11 protein-coding genes and 2 pseudogenes are annotated in these 15,792 nt (G+C 41.3%); 7 read left to right on the forward strand and 6 right to left on the reverse strand.

Annotation, left to right across the window (positions count from 1 at the left end):
• Positions 1 to 296 precede the first annotated feature (296 nt).
• Positions 297 to 461: pseudogene (locus PGR14_RS16285) on the reverse strand (IS110 family transposase); the annotation flags it as partial.
• Between the two features lie 52 nt (positions 462 to 513).
• On the opposite strand from PGR14_RS16285, the pseudogene eda reads away from it, so the two are divergent.
• A pseudogene (gene eda, locus PGR14_RS14030) lies at positions 514 to 918 on the forward strand (bifunctional 4-hydroxy-2-oxoglutarate aldolase/2-dehydro-3-deoxy-phosphogluconate aldolase); the annotation flags it as partial.
• A gap of 129 nt (positions 919 to 1,047) precedes the next feature.
• Here the strand turns inward: eda and PGR14_RS14035 are convergent.
• The gene (locus tag PGR14_RS14035) at positions 1,048 to 1,959 is read right to left on the reverse strand and encodes a helix-turn-helix transcriptional regulator (RefSeq protein ID WP_055249470.1); all 912 of its coding nucleotides are present in this window, start codon (positions 1,957 to 1,959) and stop codon (positions 1,048 to 1,050) included.
• A gap of 224 nt (positions 1,960 to 2,183) precedes the next feature.
• On the opposite strand from PGR14_RS14035, the gene PGR14_RS14040 reads away from it, so the two are divergent.
• The 3 genes from PGR14_RS14040 (at position 2,184) to PGR14_RS14050 (ending at position 6,515) form a co-directional block, all read left to right on the forward strand.
• Entirely contained in the window at positions 2,184 to 3,554 is a 1,371-nt protein-coding gene (locus tag PGR14_RS14040; protein WP_055249472.1) for an MFS transporter, read from the forward strand.
• 72 nt (positions 3,555 to 3,626) lie between these two features.
• Positions 3,627 to 4,793, forward strand: coding sequence for a glycoside hydrolase family 5 protein (locus PGR14_RS14045; protein WP_055249474.1), 1,167 nt, complete (start codon positions 3,627 to 3,629; stop codon positions 4,791 to 4,793).
• Between the two features lie 72 nt (positions 4,794 to 4,865).
• Positions 4,866 to 6,515, forward strand: coding sequence for a glycoside hydrolase family 43 protein (locus tag PGR14_RS14050; RefSeq protein WP_055249476.1), 1,650 nt, complete (start codon positions 4,866 to 4,868; stop codon positions 6,513 to 6,515).
• Between the two features lie 161 nt (positions 6,516 to 6,676).
• Here the strand turns inward: PGR14_RS14050 and PGR14_RS14055 are convergent, their stop codons facing one another.
• Both PGR14_RS14055 and PGR14_RS16415 read right to left on the reverse strand, forming a co-directional pair.
• A complete protein-coding gene (locus PGR14_RS14055) occupies positions 6,677 to 7,612 on the reverse strand; it encodes an Rpn family recombination-promoting nuclease/putative transposase (RefSeq protein WP_173692427.1) in 936 nt (311 codons plus the stop codon).
• Between the two features lie 171 nt (positions 7,613 to 7,783).
• Positions 7,784 to 8,782 (reverse strand): N-acetylmuramoyl-L-alanine amidase, encoded by a 999-nt coding sequence (locus PGR14_RS16415; RefSeq protein ID WP_173692428.1) that lies wholly within the window; start codon positions 8,780 to 8,782, stop codon positions 7,784 to 7,786.
• Positions 8,783 to 9,284: 502 nt separating this feature from the next.
• Here PGR14_RS16415 and PGR14_RS14065 point away from each other — a divergent pair.
• Positions 9,285 to 9,974, forward strand: a complete 690-nt coding sequence (locus PGR14_RS14065; RefSeq protein ID WP_022220390.1) for a hypothetical protein — start codon at positions 9,285 to 9,287, stop codon at positions 9,972 to 9,974.
• A gap of 544 nt (positions 9,975 to 10,518) precedes the next feature.
• On the opposite strand, the gene pckA is transcribed toward PGR14_RS14065, so the two are convergent.
• Positions 10,519 to 12,123, reverse strand: coding sequence for a phosphoenolpyruvate carboxykinase (ATP) (gene pckA / locus PGR14_RS14070; protein ID WP_008372665.1), 1,605 nt, complete (start codon positions 12,121 to 12,123; stop codon positions 10,519 to 10,521).
• A 286-nt stretch (positions 12,124 to 12,409) separates the two neighbouring features.
• Entirely contained in the window at positions 12,410 to 13,702 is a 1,293-nt protein-coding gene (locus tag PGR14_RS14075) for an HlyC/CorC family transporter (protein ID WP_270223614.1), read from the reverse strand.
• Between the two features lie 288 nt (positions 13,703 to 13,990).
• On the opposite strand from PGR14_RS14075, the gene murB reads away from it, so the two are divergent.
• Positions 13,991 to 14,902: a UDP-N-acetylmuramate dehydrogenase gene (gene murB / locus PGR14_RS14080; RefSeq protein ID WP_008372669.1), complete on the forward strand. Its 912-nt coding sequence runs from the start codon at positions 13,991 to 13,993 to the stop codon at positions 14,900 to 14,902.
• A gap of 2 nt (positions 14,903 to 14,904) precedes the next feature.
• Positions 14,905 to 15,786 carry an RNase adapter RapZ gene (gene rapZ / locus PGR14_RS14085; protein ID WP_022219977.1) on the forward strand — a complete coding sequence of 294 codons (882 nt, stop codon included), beginning with the start codon at positions 14,905 to 14,907 and terminating at the stop codon, positions 15,784 to 15,786.
• Positions 15,787 to 15,792 lie beyond the last annotated feature (6 nt).

Raw genomic sequence — 15,792 nt, forward strand, 5'->3', positions numbered from 1 at the left:
ATACGGTGTTTTTTGTTACCCAAAACTCATAATTCAATACATAATCACAGGTTAGTACAAATAACTTATGTGCTTTTTTGAAAGGCTTAGAAAGGGATATTTACCCCGATTTTCGCCCCGAGAAATGACACAAATAAGGATTAATGTATCTTTTCTGTGGTTTTTATATTTTCGGCAGGAAAACCTACTAATAAAAAGTCAAGTACTTTTTGAAGAAATTTAAGAGTTGAAAAATAGGCACAAGAAATAGGCTACCCAAAACGGCTAGCTTAACGGAGGTGATAATCGTTTGATATTTAAGACCCTTCGATTTGAGATTGCTCTAAGTTGTGTAAGCACTCCTTAACCTTGCCATAGTAGATTCGTAAGAATTTATTGGTACCAGCGGTCATGTAAACAAGGTATGGTTTTCCTTCAGCGCGTTTTCTATCAAGGAACTGATAGACAGGTTCGTTTACAGGCTTGGAGAAAACTTAGAGGAACTCAAGGAAAACGGATTTTATGAGAAATGCTGCTGTTAAGGAAGGAGCAAAATTCATCGTAAGTCCTGGATTTGATACTGAAATCGTAAATTACTGTCTGGAAAAAGAAATTCCGATCTTCCCGGGATGTGTGACACCATCCGAAGTGGCACAGGCAGTAAAAAGAGGACTGAAAGTAGTTAAATTCTTCCCGGCAGAACCTGCAGGTGGAGTGGCTATGATCAAAGCAATGGCAGCACCATACAATCAGCTTCGTTTTATGCCGACAGGTGGAATCGGAACACAGAATCTGAAAGATTATCTGGGATTTGACAAGATCATCTGCTGCGGCGGAAGCTGGATGGTAAAAGCAGATCTGATCAAAAACGGCGAATTCGAGAAAATCTGTAATCTGACAAAAGAAGCGAAAAAACTGGCAAAGAGCATTCGCCCATAATGAAATAAGCCCTTTTATTAAGGGGAATACATGACCTCCGAGGAGGTACTAATCTATCCTTTATAATATACAAAAAAGAACAGAAAAGATTTTGGTATCTGAGAATCTTTTCTGTTCTTTTTGTTTTGATTAAGTAGCATTTCTGTTTTTCCTGACCTCGGTAGGTGTCATCTCGAAATGTTCAAAGAACATTCGGCGGAATAATTTATAATTTGTAAATCCATGGCGCTCCAAAATATCTTTGATGGAATCATCAGTCGAAAGAATATCCTGGTAAATATAAGAAAGTCTTAATTCGTTCTGATATTCCAGAAAGGTAATTCCCATACATTTTTTAAAGAAACGGCAAAAATAGCCGGATTGCAAATAGGCAACATTTGCAATTTCCTCAATACTGATATGTTGTTTATAGTTTTGACGGATGTAGTTTAAGATCGTGTCAAGTCTTGCGCGGTCTTTATCTCTCTGTGTCTGATTTCCATGAACAACACGGATACTGAAATTATGATATAGCTGGAAAAGAATTTCAAAGAGCAGACTGTTGAAACGCAAGATAAAGCCTTCCGGACGGATATCATTTGCAATCTGCATCTGAACCAGCGTCTCTTTGAAGATATCGAGTTTTGTACGGCGGACAGCACTTTCTTCCGGGTTTTCCAGATTGAATACCAGCTGGTCGGCATCCGGGAGATACAGAGAAAGAAAGGAGAGTGGTATCTGAAAGAGAATTGCTTTGTTCGGAGAGGTACACTTTGTAGAATGAATAATATCCGAATTGATCAGGATACACTCCCCGGCATGATACTCACGAACAGAAGATTCCATGATGACAGTCAGATTTCCTTCTAATAGATAAATGATCTCTATTGCATGATGTAAATGAGCCGGAACATAGCTTCCGGGATCAATAGAGGTTCGAAAATGGACACCCGTTGATTCTAAAGTAGAGATGACTTCATAAGAGAAGGAATGATTGTTTTCGTTGTTGTTGCTTTTCTTTTTGGGACTGAAAAGCAGATGAGGAGAATGCGTTGATGACATATTTGTTCTTCCTTCCTGTTTGTTTTAGAAAATACTTATTTTACTATATCCAAGTTTAACATATTTTCAGAGAAATAAAAAGAGAATATCGACCTATGTTTTGCAGAGGATAAGACCTATTCACACCAGATGGGATATGATACTATAATAGCGTAAACAAAAGGCTGTTCAGTGCGCAAAGAACAAAACAGATGAAAAAGATATGATGAAAGAGGAATGAAACGATGGAATCAAAGAGCAAATTAACCTTTTCAAAGGTGGTGGAAAGATTTTCCTACGGATGTGGGGATTTTGGATGCAATATTATTTATACGGCGATGTCGGCTTTCTTACTGTTTTATTATACAGACTATGCAAAAGTAAGTGCACTGGCTGTTGGAACCATCATGATGGTGTCGAGAATTTTCGATGGTATCAGCGATATTATCATGGGTGTGATCGTGGATCGTACAAAATCAAGATTCGGTAAAGCAAGACCATGGCTTCTTCGTATGTGTATCCCATTTGCAATTTCAGGGATTTTACTTTTTTCTGTACCGACAAGCTGGGCGGCAACACCGAAATTAGTTTATGTCTTTATTACGTATAATCTGGTATCCACTGTCATCTATACAGCAATCAATGTACCATATTCTGCATTGAACGCGCTAATGACACAGGATCCATATGAAAGATCGGTATTAAGTATTTTCAGAAACTTACTGGCCACAGCTGGAACGCTGATTATCAACACATTTACCTTGCCGTTAGTAGAAAAATTCGGAAATGATGCTTCTGCATGGACAAAAACATTCTGTGTATTCGGTCTGGTAGCGGTGGCAGCTTTCCTTATCAATTTCTTTGGAACAAAAGAACGTGTAAAACCGGCATCGGCAGGGGAAGACGGAAAAGTGGAAGATGTTCCGTTTAAAGAAGGTCTCAAAGCATTATTTAAAAATAAATACTGGATCATGATGACAGGCATGCTTGCATTATTTTTCTTAATGTATTCTGTAAATGGAGGAGCAACCGTTTATTATGCAAAAGATATTTTAGGTGACAGAAATCTGGTATCTACGATCAACGGAATTTTCAATGTAGTACAGATTCTTGCAATGTTCTTCATTGCAATGCTGGTAAAACGTCTTGGTAAGAAAAATGTATTTGCAATCGGTCTGGTACTTGATATTATCGGAATGCTGCTTCTGAATTTCGCGGGTGGCTCTATGGCAGGAATCGTGGTCTCCAGTGTTATCCGTGGAATCGGTAATGCGTGTGGTGGTGCAACCATGTGGGCTATGGTTTCGGATACGATTGATTATGGTGAATGGAAGACGGGGTATCGTACTGAGGGACTGGTAAACAGTGCATGCAGTTTTGGATATAAGATTGGAAATGGTATTGGTTCTGCACTTCTTGGAATGATCCTGGAGATTGGCGGATATGTAGGAGACGCAGCTGTTCAGAGTGCATCCGCACTCCTTTCAATCGAAGTCTGCTTCGTATGGATTCCGATTGCTGTCTATGCATGTGGTCTTTTGATTATGAAATTCTGGAAGCTTGATAAAGAATTCCCACAGATTATTGCAGATCTGAAGGCGCGTCAGACTAAATAAGAAACAGGAAGGATAAAGGCATTTGTGCAGGCAGATGTCTTTACGAATAAACGGATAAGAGAGGTAAGATGAATGAAAGTCAAAGGAGTCAATCTTGGAAACTGGCTGGTATTAGAAAAATGGATGAGCCCGGCATTATTTGCAGGGACAACTGCAGAAGATGAATATTATCTGCCGAGACAGCTGTCAAAAGAAGTGTATGAGGCAAGAATAAAGATCCACCGCGCGGAATACATTACAGAACGTGATTTTGTGACAATCAAGTCTATGGGAATGGAAGCAGTCCGTATTCCGGTTCCGTACTTTATATTTGGAGACAGAGAACCTTTTATCGGATGTGTGGAAGAACTGGATAAGGCATTTAACTGGGCAGAAGCATACGGACTGCAGATTTTGATCGATCTGCACACGGCACCCCTTGGACAGAACGGATTTGATAACGGCGGAATCTGTGGTGTATGCAAATGGGCACAGCATCCGGAAGAAGTGGAATTTATTCTTTCTGTACTGGAACGTCTGGCAAAACGCTATGGAAACAGAAAAGGCTTATGGGGAATAGAAGTAATTAATGAACCGCTTACAGAAAATATGTGGGACAGTATGAATATGCAGGAAAGATATCCTGCGTTTGATCCTGAGATGGCAGAAGGATCTGCACCGGTAACCTTTGCATTTCTCAAAGAGTTTTACAAGGATGCATATGACAGGATTCGCGAATATATGCCGGAAGAAAAGTATGTAGTCATCCATGACGGATTTGCAATAAAGGAATGGAAGGGCTACATGCAGGAAGAAAAATATAAAAATGTAGTTCTGGACACCCATCAGTATTTGATGATGGCCGAGATGGACAATTGTGAACAGACAGTTGAAGGCTATGTAAAATATATTAAAGAGGTTTACCAAAAAGATATTCAGGAAATGGAAGAATATTTCCCGGTTATCTGCGGAGAATGGTGTCTGTTTAACTCTCTGGCATGTGGCTGGGATACAAAAGGCGGACAGTCTGTGTTAAATGGTTTGGAGGGAGACGTGGAAAGTGCAGTAAGTGCAGAAGAGAAGAAGAAAATCTATCAGGCAGTGGCTGAGGCGCAGCTTGAAGCATGGAACACAGGAAGCGGATATTTTTATTGGAGTTATAAGCTATTGACCGATACGATCAATGATAAAGGATGGATCGGTTGGGACAGCTGGGATCTTGGAAGATGTGTAGATTTTGGCTGGTTTCCGAGAGTGTAGTGGAAAAATAAAATGATAATTTAGATGTTGGGGCAAAAAATCCCGGCATTTGATCATATAGGAGGAACGATCATGATTCATAATCCGATTTTTAAAGGTTTCAATCCGGACCCGTGTATTTGCAGAAAAGGGGACGATTATTATATAGCAGTATCAACATTTGAATGGATGCCGGGAATTCCGGTCTATCATTCAAAAGATATGAAAAACTGGGAACTATATACACACGTACTGACAGATGACGAAGAAGTGGATCTTAAAAAGCTTCCGTCGGCAAAAGGAATCTGGGCACCTTGTCTGACATATTGTGAACAGGAGGATCTGTTCTATGTGGTTTATGGAGTGATGAATTCCATGAACGCGCGATATTTTGATGTGGACAACTTTGTGATTACAGCAAAGGATATTCGAGGACCATGGAGCAAGCCGGTATATCTGCATTCAGCAGGATTTGATGCCTCCATGCTTCATGACGATGATGGCAGAAAATGGGTTGTATCCCTGGAGTGGGAAACCCGTGAAGGCTATGAAAAACCGGGTGCGATTTGTATGGTAGAATATTCACCGGAGAAAAAGGAAGTGATCGGTTATCCGAAACGTATCTGGAACGGAGGAACCGACCGCGGCTGTATCGAAGCACCACATCTGACCAAGAGAAATGGATATTATTATATTATGTGTGCGGAAGGTGGAACTGGATATAATCATTGTGTAACCATGGGACGTGCAAAAAATGTATGGGGACCATACGAGGGAGATCCGACAAATCCAATCGTGACAAGTGTTCCGGGAGTATCCTACGAAAGACAGGATCCGGATCATCTGAAACCAAAGTACTATAATCCGGAGAGCGTATTACAGAAATCCGGTCACGGAAGTTATGTGGAAACGCCACTTGGAGAGGTTTATCTGGTACATCTTTGTGCCAGACCATTTGCACCGGAACTTCGTTGTACTCTCGGGCGAGAAACTGCGATCCAGAAGATGAAATGGACAGAAGAAGGATGGCTTCGCATGTATGACGATGATAATCTTGCAAAAGAATATGTAGAAGAAAGCAAGCTCCCGGAATATCCGGTACCGCAGATTCCTGATTTTGACGATTTCGACGGAGATGAACTTGGAAACTGGTATTATGCCCCAAGAATCATGCCACAGAGATTTGCAGATGTGAAGGTCCGTCCTGGGTATGTGAGAATCCGAGGACAGGAATCCAGAACCTCTCTGAATAAAGTCAGCATCCTTGCAAGAAAATTGACCAGCGTATATGCGAAAGTGACGACCAAGATGGAATTCAAGCCGGAAACCCATCAGCACAGCGCCGGACTGATCATGTATTATGACAACATGAATTACATCAATCTCCGCAAATATTACAGCCAGACACTGGGACAGAGTGCACTTTCTATTATCCACTTGGAGAATGGAACTAAGACAGAGCTGCTGAATACCAGAATCCCGGTAGCGGATGTGCCGATCTATCTGAGATTGAATATTGATGGAAGAAAATCATGGTTCGAGTGGAGCTATGACGGAGAACAGTATGTGAAGATCGGTGGACCATTTGACACAACGAAATTCTCAGATGAATACTGCAAATACGGAGAATTTACAGGAACATTTGTGGGAATGACCTGTGCAGACAGAGTGTTACATAAACAATATGCAGACTTTGATTTCTTTGAGTATGTTGCGGATGAGGAGAAGGGGATGCCAAGATAAGTGATGAGATAGAAATATAAGTGTGTTTTTGTGAGATGATAAAAAGATCCTGCTAAAATCAAAGCTTGTTTAGGCAGTGGTTTTATACAGGATCTTTTTTAGAAAATGAGATTTTTCATTACTTACACGGTGTAATGGATAAAATAACCATAATGTGCTGATTATGCACTTTTTTCAATTTTCTCGATAATGTTATTGATTATGGAAATATCTGTTTCCAGTTCATCTGCTATCGTGTCTGGAGTTTTATTTTTGGCAAGTTTTTTTTCAACCATTTCGGTAAGCAGTTTTTCTTTTCCGGATTCTATTAATTCATCTAAAGCTGTACACATATTAAATTGACCTCCTTCTTTTTCTGACGCTGCATAGTTTATCAGTTCCTGCGAGCCGGTGATTGCGCCAATTACAATTCCTAACTCATTTGTAAGATTTTGATCTTTGTAGATACTTGTAATTTTGCCATAATTTTTGCCATAAATCAACCGGCTTACATCAAATATTGTCTGGACATCTTTATTTTTGAATTTTAGATTTTCGCTGTTTCTGAGCTGTAATAGGTTCATCTTATAATCGGGCACAAGATTCTCAAGATAGTCTGGCAGTTCCAGCATTTCTTTCAAACTGGTTGCCCCGTCCCATTCCTTTTCTCCGTAATAAATGCACAGAGTGATTACAGGATGCAGCCGGTCTGTTTTTTTGAATCTGGATAGAAATTCATCTTTTGTATTTGTGGTCTTTTCATCCAGATTCTTTTTTGCAATTTCATTATACTCTTTTAAGTATGAAAGTGCATCCTCTATCATATGTCTTAGTGGCATTGCATAGTGGATTTTCTGTTGGTTTTCAATACCCCAGATCACAAAATCCATTCCATAGGCTGTCTTTTTTACGACATCTCTCAGCCGCTGGATTGTTTCTATATGTCCGTTGAATTTCAGGACAGATGAAAGATCTACATCAGCTTCCCTGAGATCTTCCGGGTGCAGCTTTTGTTCCCCGTCAAACAAGACTGCATTGAACAAATCTGCGAAATGCGCATTGTCTTTCCAGAAATTTTTCAGGACAATATCCGCTTTCGCTGTGTTTCTCGGTGACATATCATTTTCCTCCTTTGTTTTTTGTGTTTGGTATATAAGTATAAAACCCGTTGTTATTGAAAGCAATCTCGAAAAATTTCGTTTTGAATGGAATATCTTTGGTGTCCGGGATAAGACATGAAAATATTATTTTATACTCAAAACTTTTTTGAGAATAACGAGTAAAAAGATTCAGACTTCTTCAGAAAAACTCACGATCACAGTTGGATATCCGCTCTGTTTTAGTCTTCGTTCCATCATGGCAGCATCATTCAATACATCGAACTGACCGACCAGAACCCGGTCATACTGGCTGCTGTCATCAATCCGGGCAGGGAAATCCATTTCGGTCAGTTCATTAAGAAGCCGTCTGGCATACGCCGGATTTCGGAATGCACCGACCTGCACACTGTAGGTTACAGATGGAGAAGAATTAGGAAATTCGGAGTCTGTATTTTCATCAGACGGATTCATGTGAGCAGAGTCTGACGTACAAGGAGAATCAGGGACTGAGCCTGAATTTGTCAGGGTACCAACATCTGATTTTGCAGAAACGTCAGCAGGAGAAACGGAATCAGAAGTATCTGCGTCAGAAGAAGTCCTTCCGGATTCCGATGCGGTCGAACTGTTTCTTGCGCCTTCTGGTTTCCAGAGCCCTTTTTCTTCCAGCGTATCCAGGATTCCATCTGCAATTGCCTGCGCAATATCATTGAAGTTCTTATCGAAAAGAGTGTTGTCAGAATCGGAATTGATAAAACCGACTTCGACCAGAATCGCCGGCATTTTTGTACGGCGAAGGACAACCAGATTTGGGCGCGCCTTTACTCCGAGATCCTTGAACCCAACTGTCTCCAACTGTGCATTGATATTTTCCGCCATCTCATATTTGATGCCGGAAAGGTTATAGATCAGGCTTTCCACGCCCATGTACTGATTGGCAAGAGGACTGGAATTCCGGTGGATCGATATGAAGAAATCAACACCGGCTTCATTTGCCTCTGTTGCTTTCTGGAAAGGTGTCTCATAAATATCCGTTGTCCGTGTGTATTCCACATCAATTCCGCTGTTTTGTAAAATTTCTCCGATCGCAAGCACCAGCTTCAGTACATCATCCTTTTCCTGGCGACCATTATACACAGCTCCCGGATCACGTCCTCCGTGACCGGCATCGAGCATGATAGATACAGGCATAGATATACCTCAAAAAATGAACTTTATATAATATATGTCGGATATCCTGAAAAGTGAAAATGAGAAATCGATTAAGAAAAATATGCTGCGTGCTGATTTAACAAACATTTAAATCAACCATGATAGTTCTGCACCCGTAGATTTAATACAATAAAACTGTCAAAAGAAACCCACATAAACAAAAACGGAAGGAATGACAGTTATGGCACCATTTATCATCGGAATCATCGGAGGTATCACAATCATAGCAGGCGGCACATATCTCTTAGAAAAAATAGCTGAATATATCGAACAAAACAATCAGACAAAAAGCATTTAGTTGCTCTTGATACCAGATTGCAGAAAAATAAATTGTCAGGTAGGAAATATAATGTTATGATAGATTTGTAGCGATATGCTACAGGAAAGCAATCATTAGTTTGTTGATTACGTTTCTTGTCTTTCTTGACCGGAAGAACAAGAAAAATATATTCATATATTATAGAATCGGGAGAATCAAAATATGGCAGAAAGATTAGAATTTCGTGAAAAACTTGCAGGGATCCTTACCCTGTGTGAAAGCCAGAATAACATCACAGACAAAGCCACAGTCGAAGCTTACTTCGCAGAAGACAATTTATCAGCAGAACAGATGGAGCTTGTATTTGATTATCTTCTTTCCAAGAAAGTAATCGTAAAAGGCTACGTCAAAGCCGGTGGTTCGATCAAAAATGCAGAAAACACCGAAGAACCGATCCGATATACCCAGGAAGAACAGAATTATTTAAACCTTTACGAGCAGGATCTGAAAGGATTAAGAGATGGGGATCCATTAAAAGAACTCCTACCGGCAATCCTTACCATGGCAAAAGAGATGCACAGGGCAGATATCTACATCGGAGATCTCGTCCAGGAAGGCAACATGGGACTCATGCTCGCCATGGAAGACCATGCAGATGATACCGAAGCCCTTTTAAGCATGGCAAAAGAAAGCATGCAGGCACTTCTTGAATCTCAGGAAGAGACTAAAAAACAAGATAACCGCATGGTAGAAAAAGTCAACGACCTTGATGAACAGATCAAAAAACTTTCCGATGAACTCGGCCGAAAAGTCAGCGTAGACGAGCTGGAAGAATTCGCCGGCATCACCGAAGATGAGATCAGCAACATCTTAAAACTAGCCGGTGAAGAACTTCCCCCGGAAGAGAAGTAGAAATATACTGCAGAAAAAAACTATTTTACATAAATACATGTAGTTGATATTACACTATCGTCATATTCTAAAAGTACGAAAAGAATATCTGCAACCAACAAACTTCAACAGTCAACAGAACCCACAGCCCGAAGATGGCTGTGGGTTCTGTTTCTCATAAATCATTCCATTCTGTTTTGTCTTGAAAAACCAGAGGGAGAGGCTGCAATAATCTCGTCTGCTGACATTTTGCACTACGGAGATGAGACTCAAAAATTGTGGAAGCCATTGCTGACACAATTTTCGTCCTAAGAGGCTCATCGGAGTGGTCAGTGCAACGAAGCAGATGAGGTTATTGCAGCCTCTCCCTCGTCCCTTCGCACAATCGAGTAAGCTGACGCCTACTTGATTGGTATACTTTGTACACCATCTCGCTTGACCGCCCGATGATGTACATTCGCCAAATGCAGATCCTTGTGCAAGCACAAATCTGCACTTGGCTCATCGTATACACAAAAAATGGATGCAGGAGAAACTCTCCCACATCCATCTTCTAATTTTGCATTTAAGCCTGCGGTCCAGCAGATACAAGTGCTTTACCAGCAGCATTTCCTTCGTATTTAGCGAAGTTCTTAACGAATCTTGCAGCAAGATCCTTAGCTTTTTCTTCCCATTCAGAAGCATCAGCATATGTGTCACGAGGATCAAGGATTCCTGAATCAACGCCCGGAAGTTCTGTAGGTACTTCGAAGTTGAAGTAAGGAATTTTCTTGGTCGGTGCATTTAAGATGTCTCCGTTCAGGATTGCATCGATGATACCACGAGTATCTTTAATAGAGATACGTTTTCCTGTTCCGTTCCATCCTGTGTTAACGAGGTAAGCTTTTGCTCCGCTCTTTTCCATCTTCTTAACAAGTTCTTCTGCATATTTTGTCGGATGCAGTTCAAGGAATGCCTGTCCGAAGCAAGCAGAGAATGTTGGTGTCGGTTCTGTGATTCCACGTTCTGTACCGGCAAGCTTAGCTGTGAATCCAGACAGGAAGTAGTACTGTGTCTGTTCCGGCGTCAGTACAGATACCGGTGGAAGTACTCCGAAAGCGTCTGCAGACAGGAAGATTACATTCTTAGCTGCCGGTGCAGAAGAAACCGGACGTACAATATTTTCAATGTGGTTAATCGGATAAGATACACGTGTATTTTCTGTTACACTCTTATCAGCAAAATCAATTTTTCCTTCAGCATCAAGAGTTACGTTCTCAAGAAGAGCGTCACGTCTGATTGCGTTGTAGATATCTGGTTCAGATTCTTTGTCAAGGTTGATAACCTTAGCGTAGCATCCACCTTCAAAGTTGAATACTCCGTTGTCATCCCAGCCGTGTTCGTCATCACCGATGAGGAGACGCTTCGGGTCTGTAGAAAGTGTAGTTTTACCTGTTCCTGAAAGACCGAAGAAGATAGCTGTGTTTTCGCCGTTCAGATCAGTGTTTGCTGAGCAGTGCATAGCAGCGATTCCCTTAAGTGGGAGGTAGTAGTTCATCATAGAGAACATACCTTTCTTCATCTCTCCGCCGTACCATGTATTAACGATAACCTGTTCTTTGCTTGTGATATTGAATAAAACAGCTGTTTCAGAGTTAAGTCCAAGTTCTTTGTAGTTTTCAACTTTTGCTTTAGAAGCGTTGTATACTACAAAGTCTGGTTCGAAGTTCTCAAGTTCTTCAGCTGTTGGTTTGATGAACATGTTTGTTACAAAATGAGCCTGCCAAGCAACTTCAACGATGAAACGGATTGCCATACGTGTATCTTTGTTAGCGCCGCAGAATGCATCTACAACATAAAGTTTCTTGTTAGAAAGTTCTTTCTTGGCGATCTCCTTTACAGCTTCCCATGCTTCCTGTGAAGCCGGATGGTTGTCATTCTTATATTCGTCTGAAGTCCACCATACAGTGTCTTTAGAGTTTTCATCAACTACGATGAATTTGTCTTTAGGGGAACGTCCGGTGTATACACCTGTCATTACGTTCACAGCACCAAGTTCGCTGACCTGACCTTTTTCAAATCCCTCAAGACCTGCTTTTGTTTCTTCTTCAAACAGTAATTCGTAAGAAGGGTTGTGCACGATTTCTGTTGTTCCAGTAATACCATACTTGCTTAAATTGATTTCTGCCATTGCAATTAACCTCTTTCTCCTAATTCTAGTTAAATGGTTAAATGATAAAAGCTGTGAGCGCAGATTTTATCATCTGATGAAGTAAAATTCTTTACCCATTTACCATAATTATACATAATTACGCAATAAAATCAATAAAAAACCAATATTTCTTAAAAAAATTGTTTAAAAAATAACGAAATCCGAAAAAGAAAAAGGCAGTCCACTTTGGGCTGCCCTGAAATTATTGTATATCCTGCAAAATATAAAGAAAAAATCTGTCAGGATTTCTTCCCGGGAGGTCTGCTTAGTCGTCAGTTTCCAACGAGTCAGACGTATGTTCGCGGTAACTCTCCGGAAGATACAGATGAACTGTCTCAATCCGGTTTTTATCGAGCTTTTCTACGACCATACGGATTCCGTCTTCGGTGGAAACAGAGTCACCGGCTTTTGGAAGACGATCCAGCTTTTCGATGATAAAGCCTCCGAGAGAATCATAATCTTCCGATTCCAGATTCAGATCCAGGGAATCATTGAGATCGTCAAGATTGGTAGAACCTTCAATAATATATTCGTGTTTGCCTACCGCTTTGATATTTTCTTCTTCATTCTCATCATATTCATCGTGGATTTCGCCAACAATCTCTTCAAGGATATCTTCCAGGGTGATCAGACCGGATGTTTCACCGTATTCATCCAAGACAATTGCGATATTGAAAGAGGCCTGGCGCATTTCAACAAGAAGCTCGGAAATGCTCTTGTATTCATAAGTGAAGTAGGCTTCACGGAGAATGTCTTTAATCTGGAACTCACTTTTCTTACTGTCATAAAGAAGAAGATCTTTCATATTGATCGTTCCGACAACATTATCTTTTGTCTCCTGGTAAACCGGAAGACGGGTGAATTTGTCTTCCCGGAACAGGTCGATCAGTTCGTCGTAACTGCTGTCAATATCAGCAAAAGTTACGTTGACACGGGGAACCATGACGTCTTTGGCAATGGCATCACCGAGATCAAACACATTGTAGATCATCTCTTTTTCATCTGATTCGATCACGCCGTCCTGATGGCTGACATTTACCACACTTCGGAGTTCAGCTTCGGTCATGGTATTGTCTTTGGCATTCGGATCGATGCGAAGAAGCATCAGAAGACCGGTGGAGAGACCGTTTACAATGAAGATAAACGGAGTCATGATCTTCATGAAAATATTGATAACCGGTGCGTAGAAAAGAGACATCTTCTCAGCATGAATGGTTGCCATCGTCTTCGGAGTAATCTCTCCGAAAAGGATGATGAGAAGCGTCATAAGCCCACTTGCGATCGCGACGGCGGTTCCACCAAGGCGGTATGCGATTGTGGTGGCAAGGGAAGCTACCGCAGTATTAACAATGTTGTTGCCGATGAGGATCGCGCTAAGCATTTTACCTGAATTCTCAGTTACGGCAAGTACGGTGCTGGCACGCTTGTTACCCTCGTCTGCAAGGGCACGCATCCGGATTTTGTTGTAGGTTGTAAGTGCTGTCTCGGCTGACGAAAATATGCCGGATAAGAGCAGCAGGACTAGCAAAATAAGTATTTGCGAGACACTCGAGTCCACAGTTAAAAATCACTCCTTTTTGAAAATATTGATAAAATTTCTATGTTATGCCTTACTATATCGCATTTCACTTAATTTTGCAAGAGCGCGTTGAACTTGCATATTTTTTGGTGTATCATATGATGTAAGTGCCAAAATTTATTTTTGACACTTACGTCATATGAGGATGATATTAAAACGTGCTTTGGCACGTAGTAACTTCTATTTGGCGGGAGGTCCAATGGCAATTTCCTGTTAAATAAAAAAAGAAGAATGGCATAGAATATTTATAGATACTAGGAGAAGAGAATGGAACAGAATTTTGAGACATGTTTGTATAATGTGGTCGATGCAGCCAAAATACAGAAGGATGAACCGATGAAGAAGCATACAACCTTCCGGATCGGTGGTCCGGCAGATTATTTTATCATGCCATCGAATGAAAAGGAACTGGCAGAGACAATTCGGGTGTGCCGGGAATTTTCGATACCTATATATATAGTAGGAAATGGAAGCAACCTTCTGGTTGGAGACAAAGGCTTCAGAGGAGCGATTATCCAGCTTTATAAGAGTATGGGAACATTTCAGGTAGAAGGAAATCAGATCACGGCGCAGGCAGGATGTTCGCTTGCGCAGATTGCAAATGCAGCACTTGATGCAGCACTGACCGGATTTGAGTTCGCAGCAGGTATTCCGGGAACGCTTGGCGGAGCGGTTGTGATGAACGCCGGCGCGTATGGCGGAGAGATGAAGGATGTACTGACGAGTGTCAGGGTTATGACAGAAGAGGGCGAGATCATGGAGCTTCCGGCAGAAAAACTGGGACTCGGATACCGTACAAGCATTATCCCGGAGAAAAGATATATCGTTTTGGGTGCCGTGATTTCGCTTACAGAAGGCAAAAAAGAAGAAATAAAAGCGCAGATGGATGACCTCCGTCAGAAGCGGGTATCGAAGCAGCCGCTGGAGTATCCGAGTGCAGGCAGCACCTTTAAGCGTCCGGAAGGATATTTTGCAGGAAAACTGATCCAGGACAGTGGTCTGAAAGGATTTACAGTAGGTGGAGCACAGGTCTCTGAAAAGCACAGTGGATTTGTGATCAATAAAGGAAATGCGACGGCGGCTGATGTGATGGAGCTGATCCGGCAGGTAACAGCGAAAGTGAAAGAAGATACCGGTGTTACGATGGAACCGGAAGTGAAACAAATAGGAGAATTTTAGGGATGAGATTCGTAATTGTAACGGGAATGTCCGGAGCAGGGAAAAGTACAACTTTGAAAATGATGGAAGACATGGGATATTTCTGTGTGGATAATATGCCGATTCCTTTAATGACAAAACTGACAGAACTTTTGATCGTTCCAAATGGTGAGATCACGAAAATCGCTCTGGGACTTGATATTCGCAGTGGACAGAATCTACGTGCACTGGACCAGGTTCTGGACGAACTTGAAAAAGCCAAGATACCACTGGAGATTCTTTTCCTTGAATCGAATGATGATACACTGGTGAAAAGATATAAAGAGACAAGAAGGAACCACCCACTCTCAAAGGGCGGCAGAATTGAGAACGGGATTGCCAAAGAACGTAAGAAAATTGCCTTTTTAAAAGAAAGGGCAGATTATATCCTGGATACAAGCCGGATGCTGACCAGGGAGCTGCGCAGTGAACTGAACCGTATTTTTGCCGAGAATAAAGAATACAAGAATTTGTACATTACTGTGTTATCTTTCGGATTTAAATATGGAATTCCGAGTGATGCAGACCTGGTATTTGATGTCAGATTCCTTCCGAATCCGTATTATATTGATGAACTTCGCCCGCAGAGTGGCAATGACAAGCCGGTCAGGGATTACGTGATGAATAACGATATTTCAAAAGAATTCCTGAAGAAGCTGGTCGACATGGTTGAGTTCCTGATTCCGAACTATGTTGCAGAAGGAAAGAACCAGCTTGTGATCGCAATCGGATGTACCGGCGGAAAACACCGCTCCGTGACACTTGCCAATGAGTTGTATGAACGGCTGTCTGTGGCAGAGAAAGAGTACGGTGTAAGAAAAGAGCATCGTGATATCGAGAAAGATGCAATTACGAAAGCAAAATAGGTGATA

It is taken from the genome of Coprococcus sp. AF99-45 (assembly GCF_027663865.1).
Lineage (GTDB): Bacteria > Bacillota > Clostridia > Lachnospirales > Lachnospiraceae > Allocoprococcus > Allocoprococcus comes.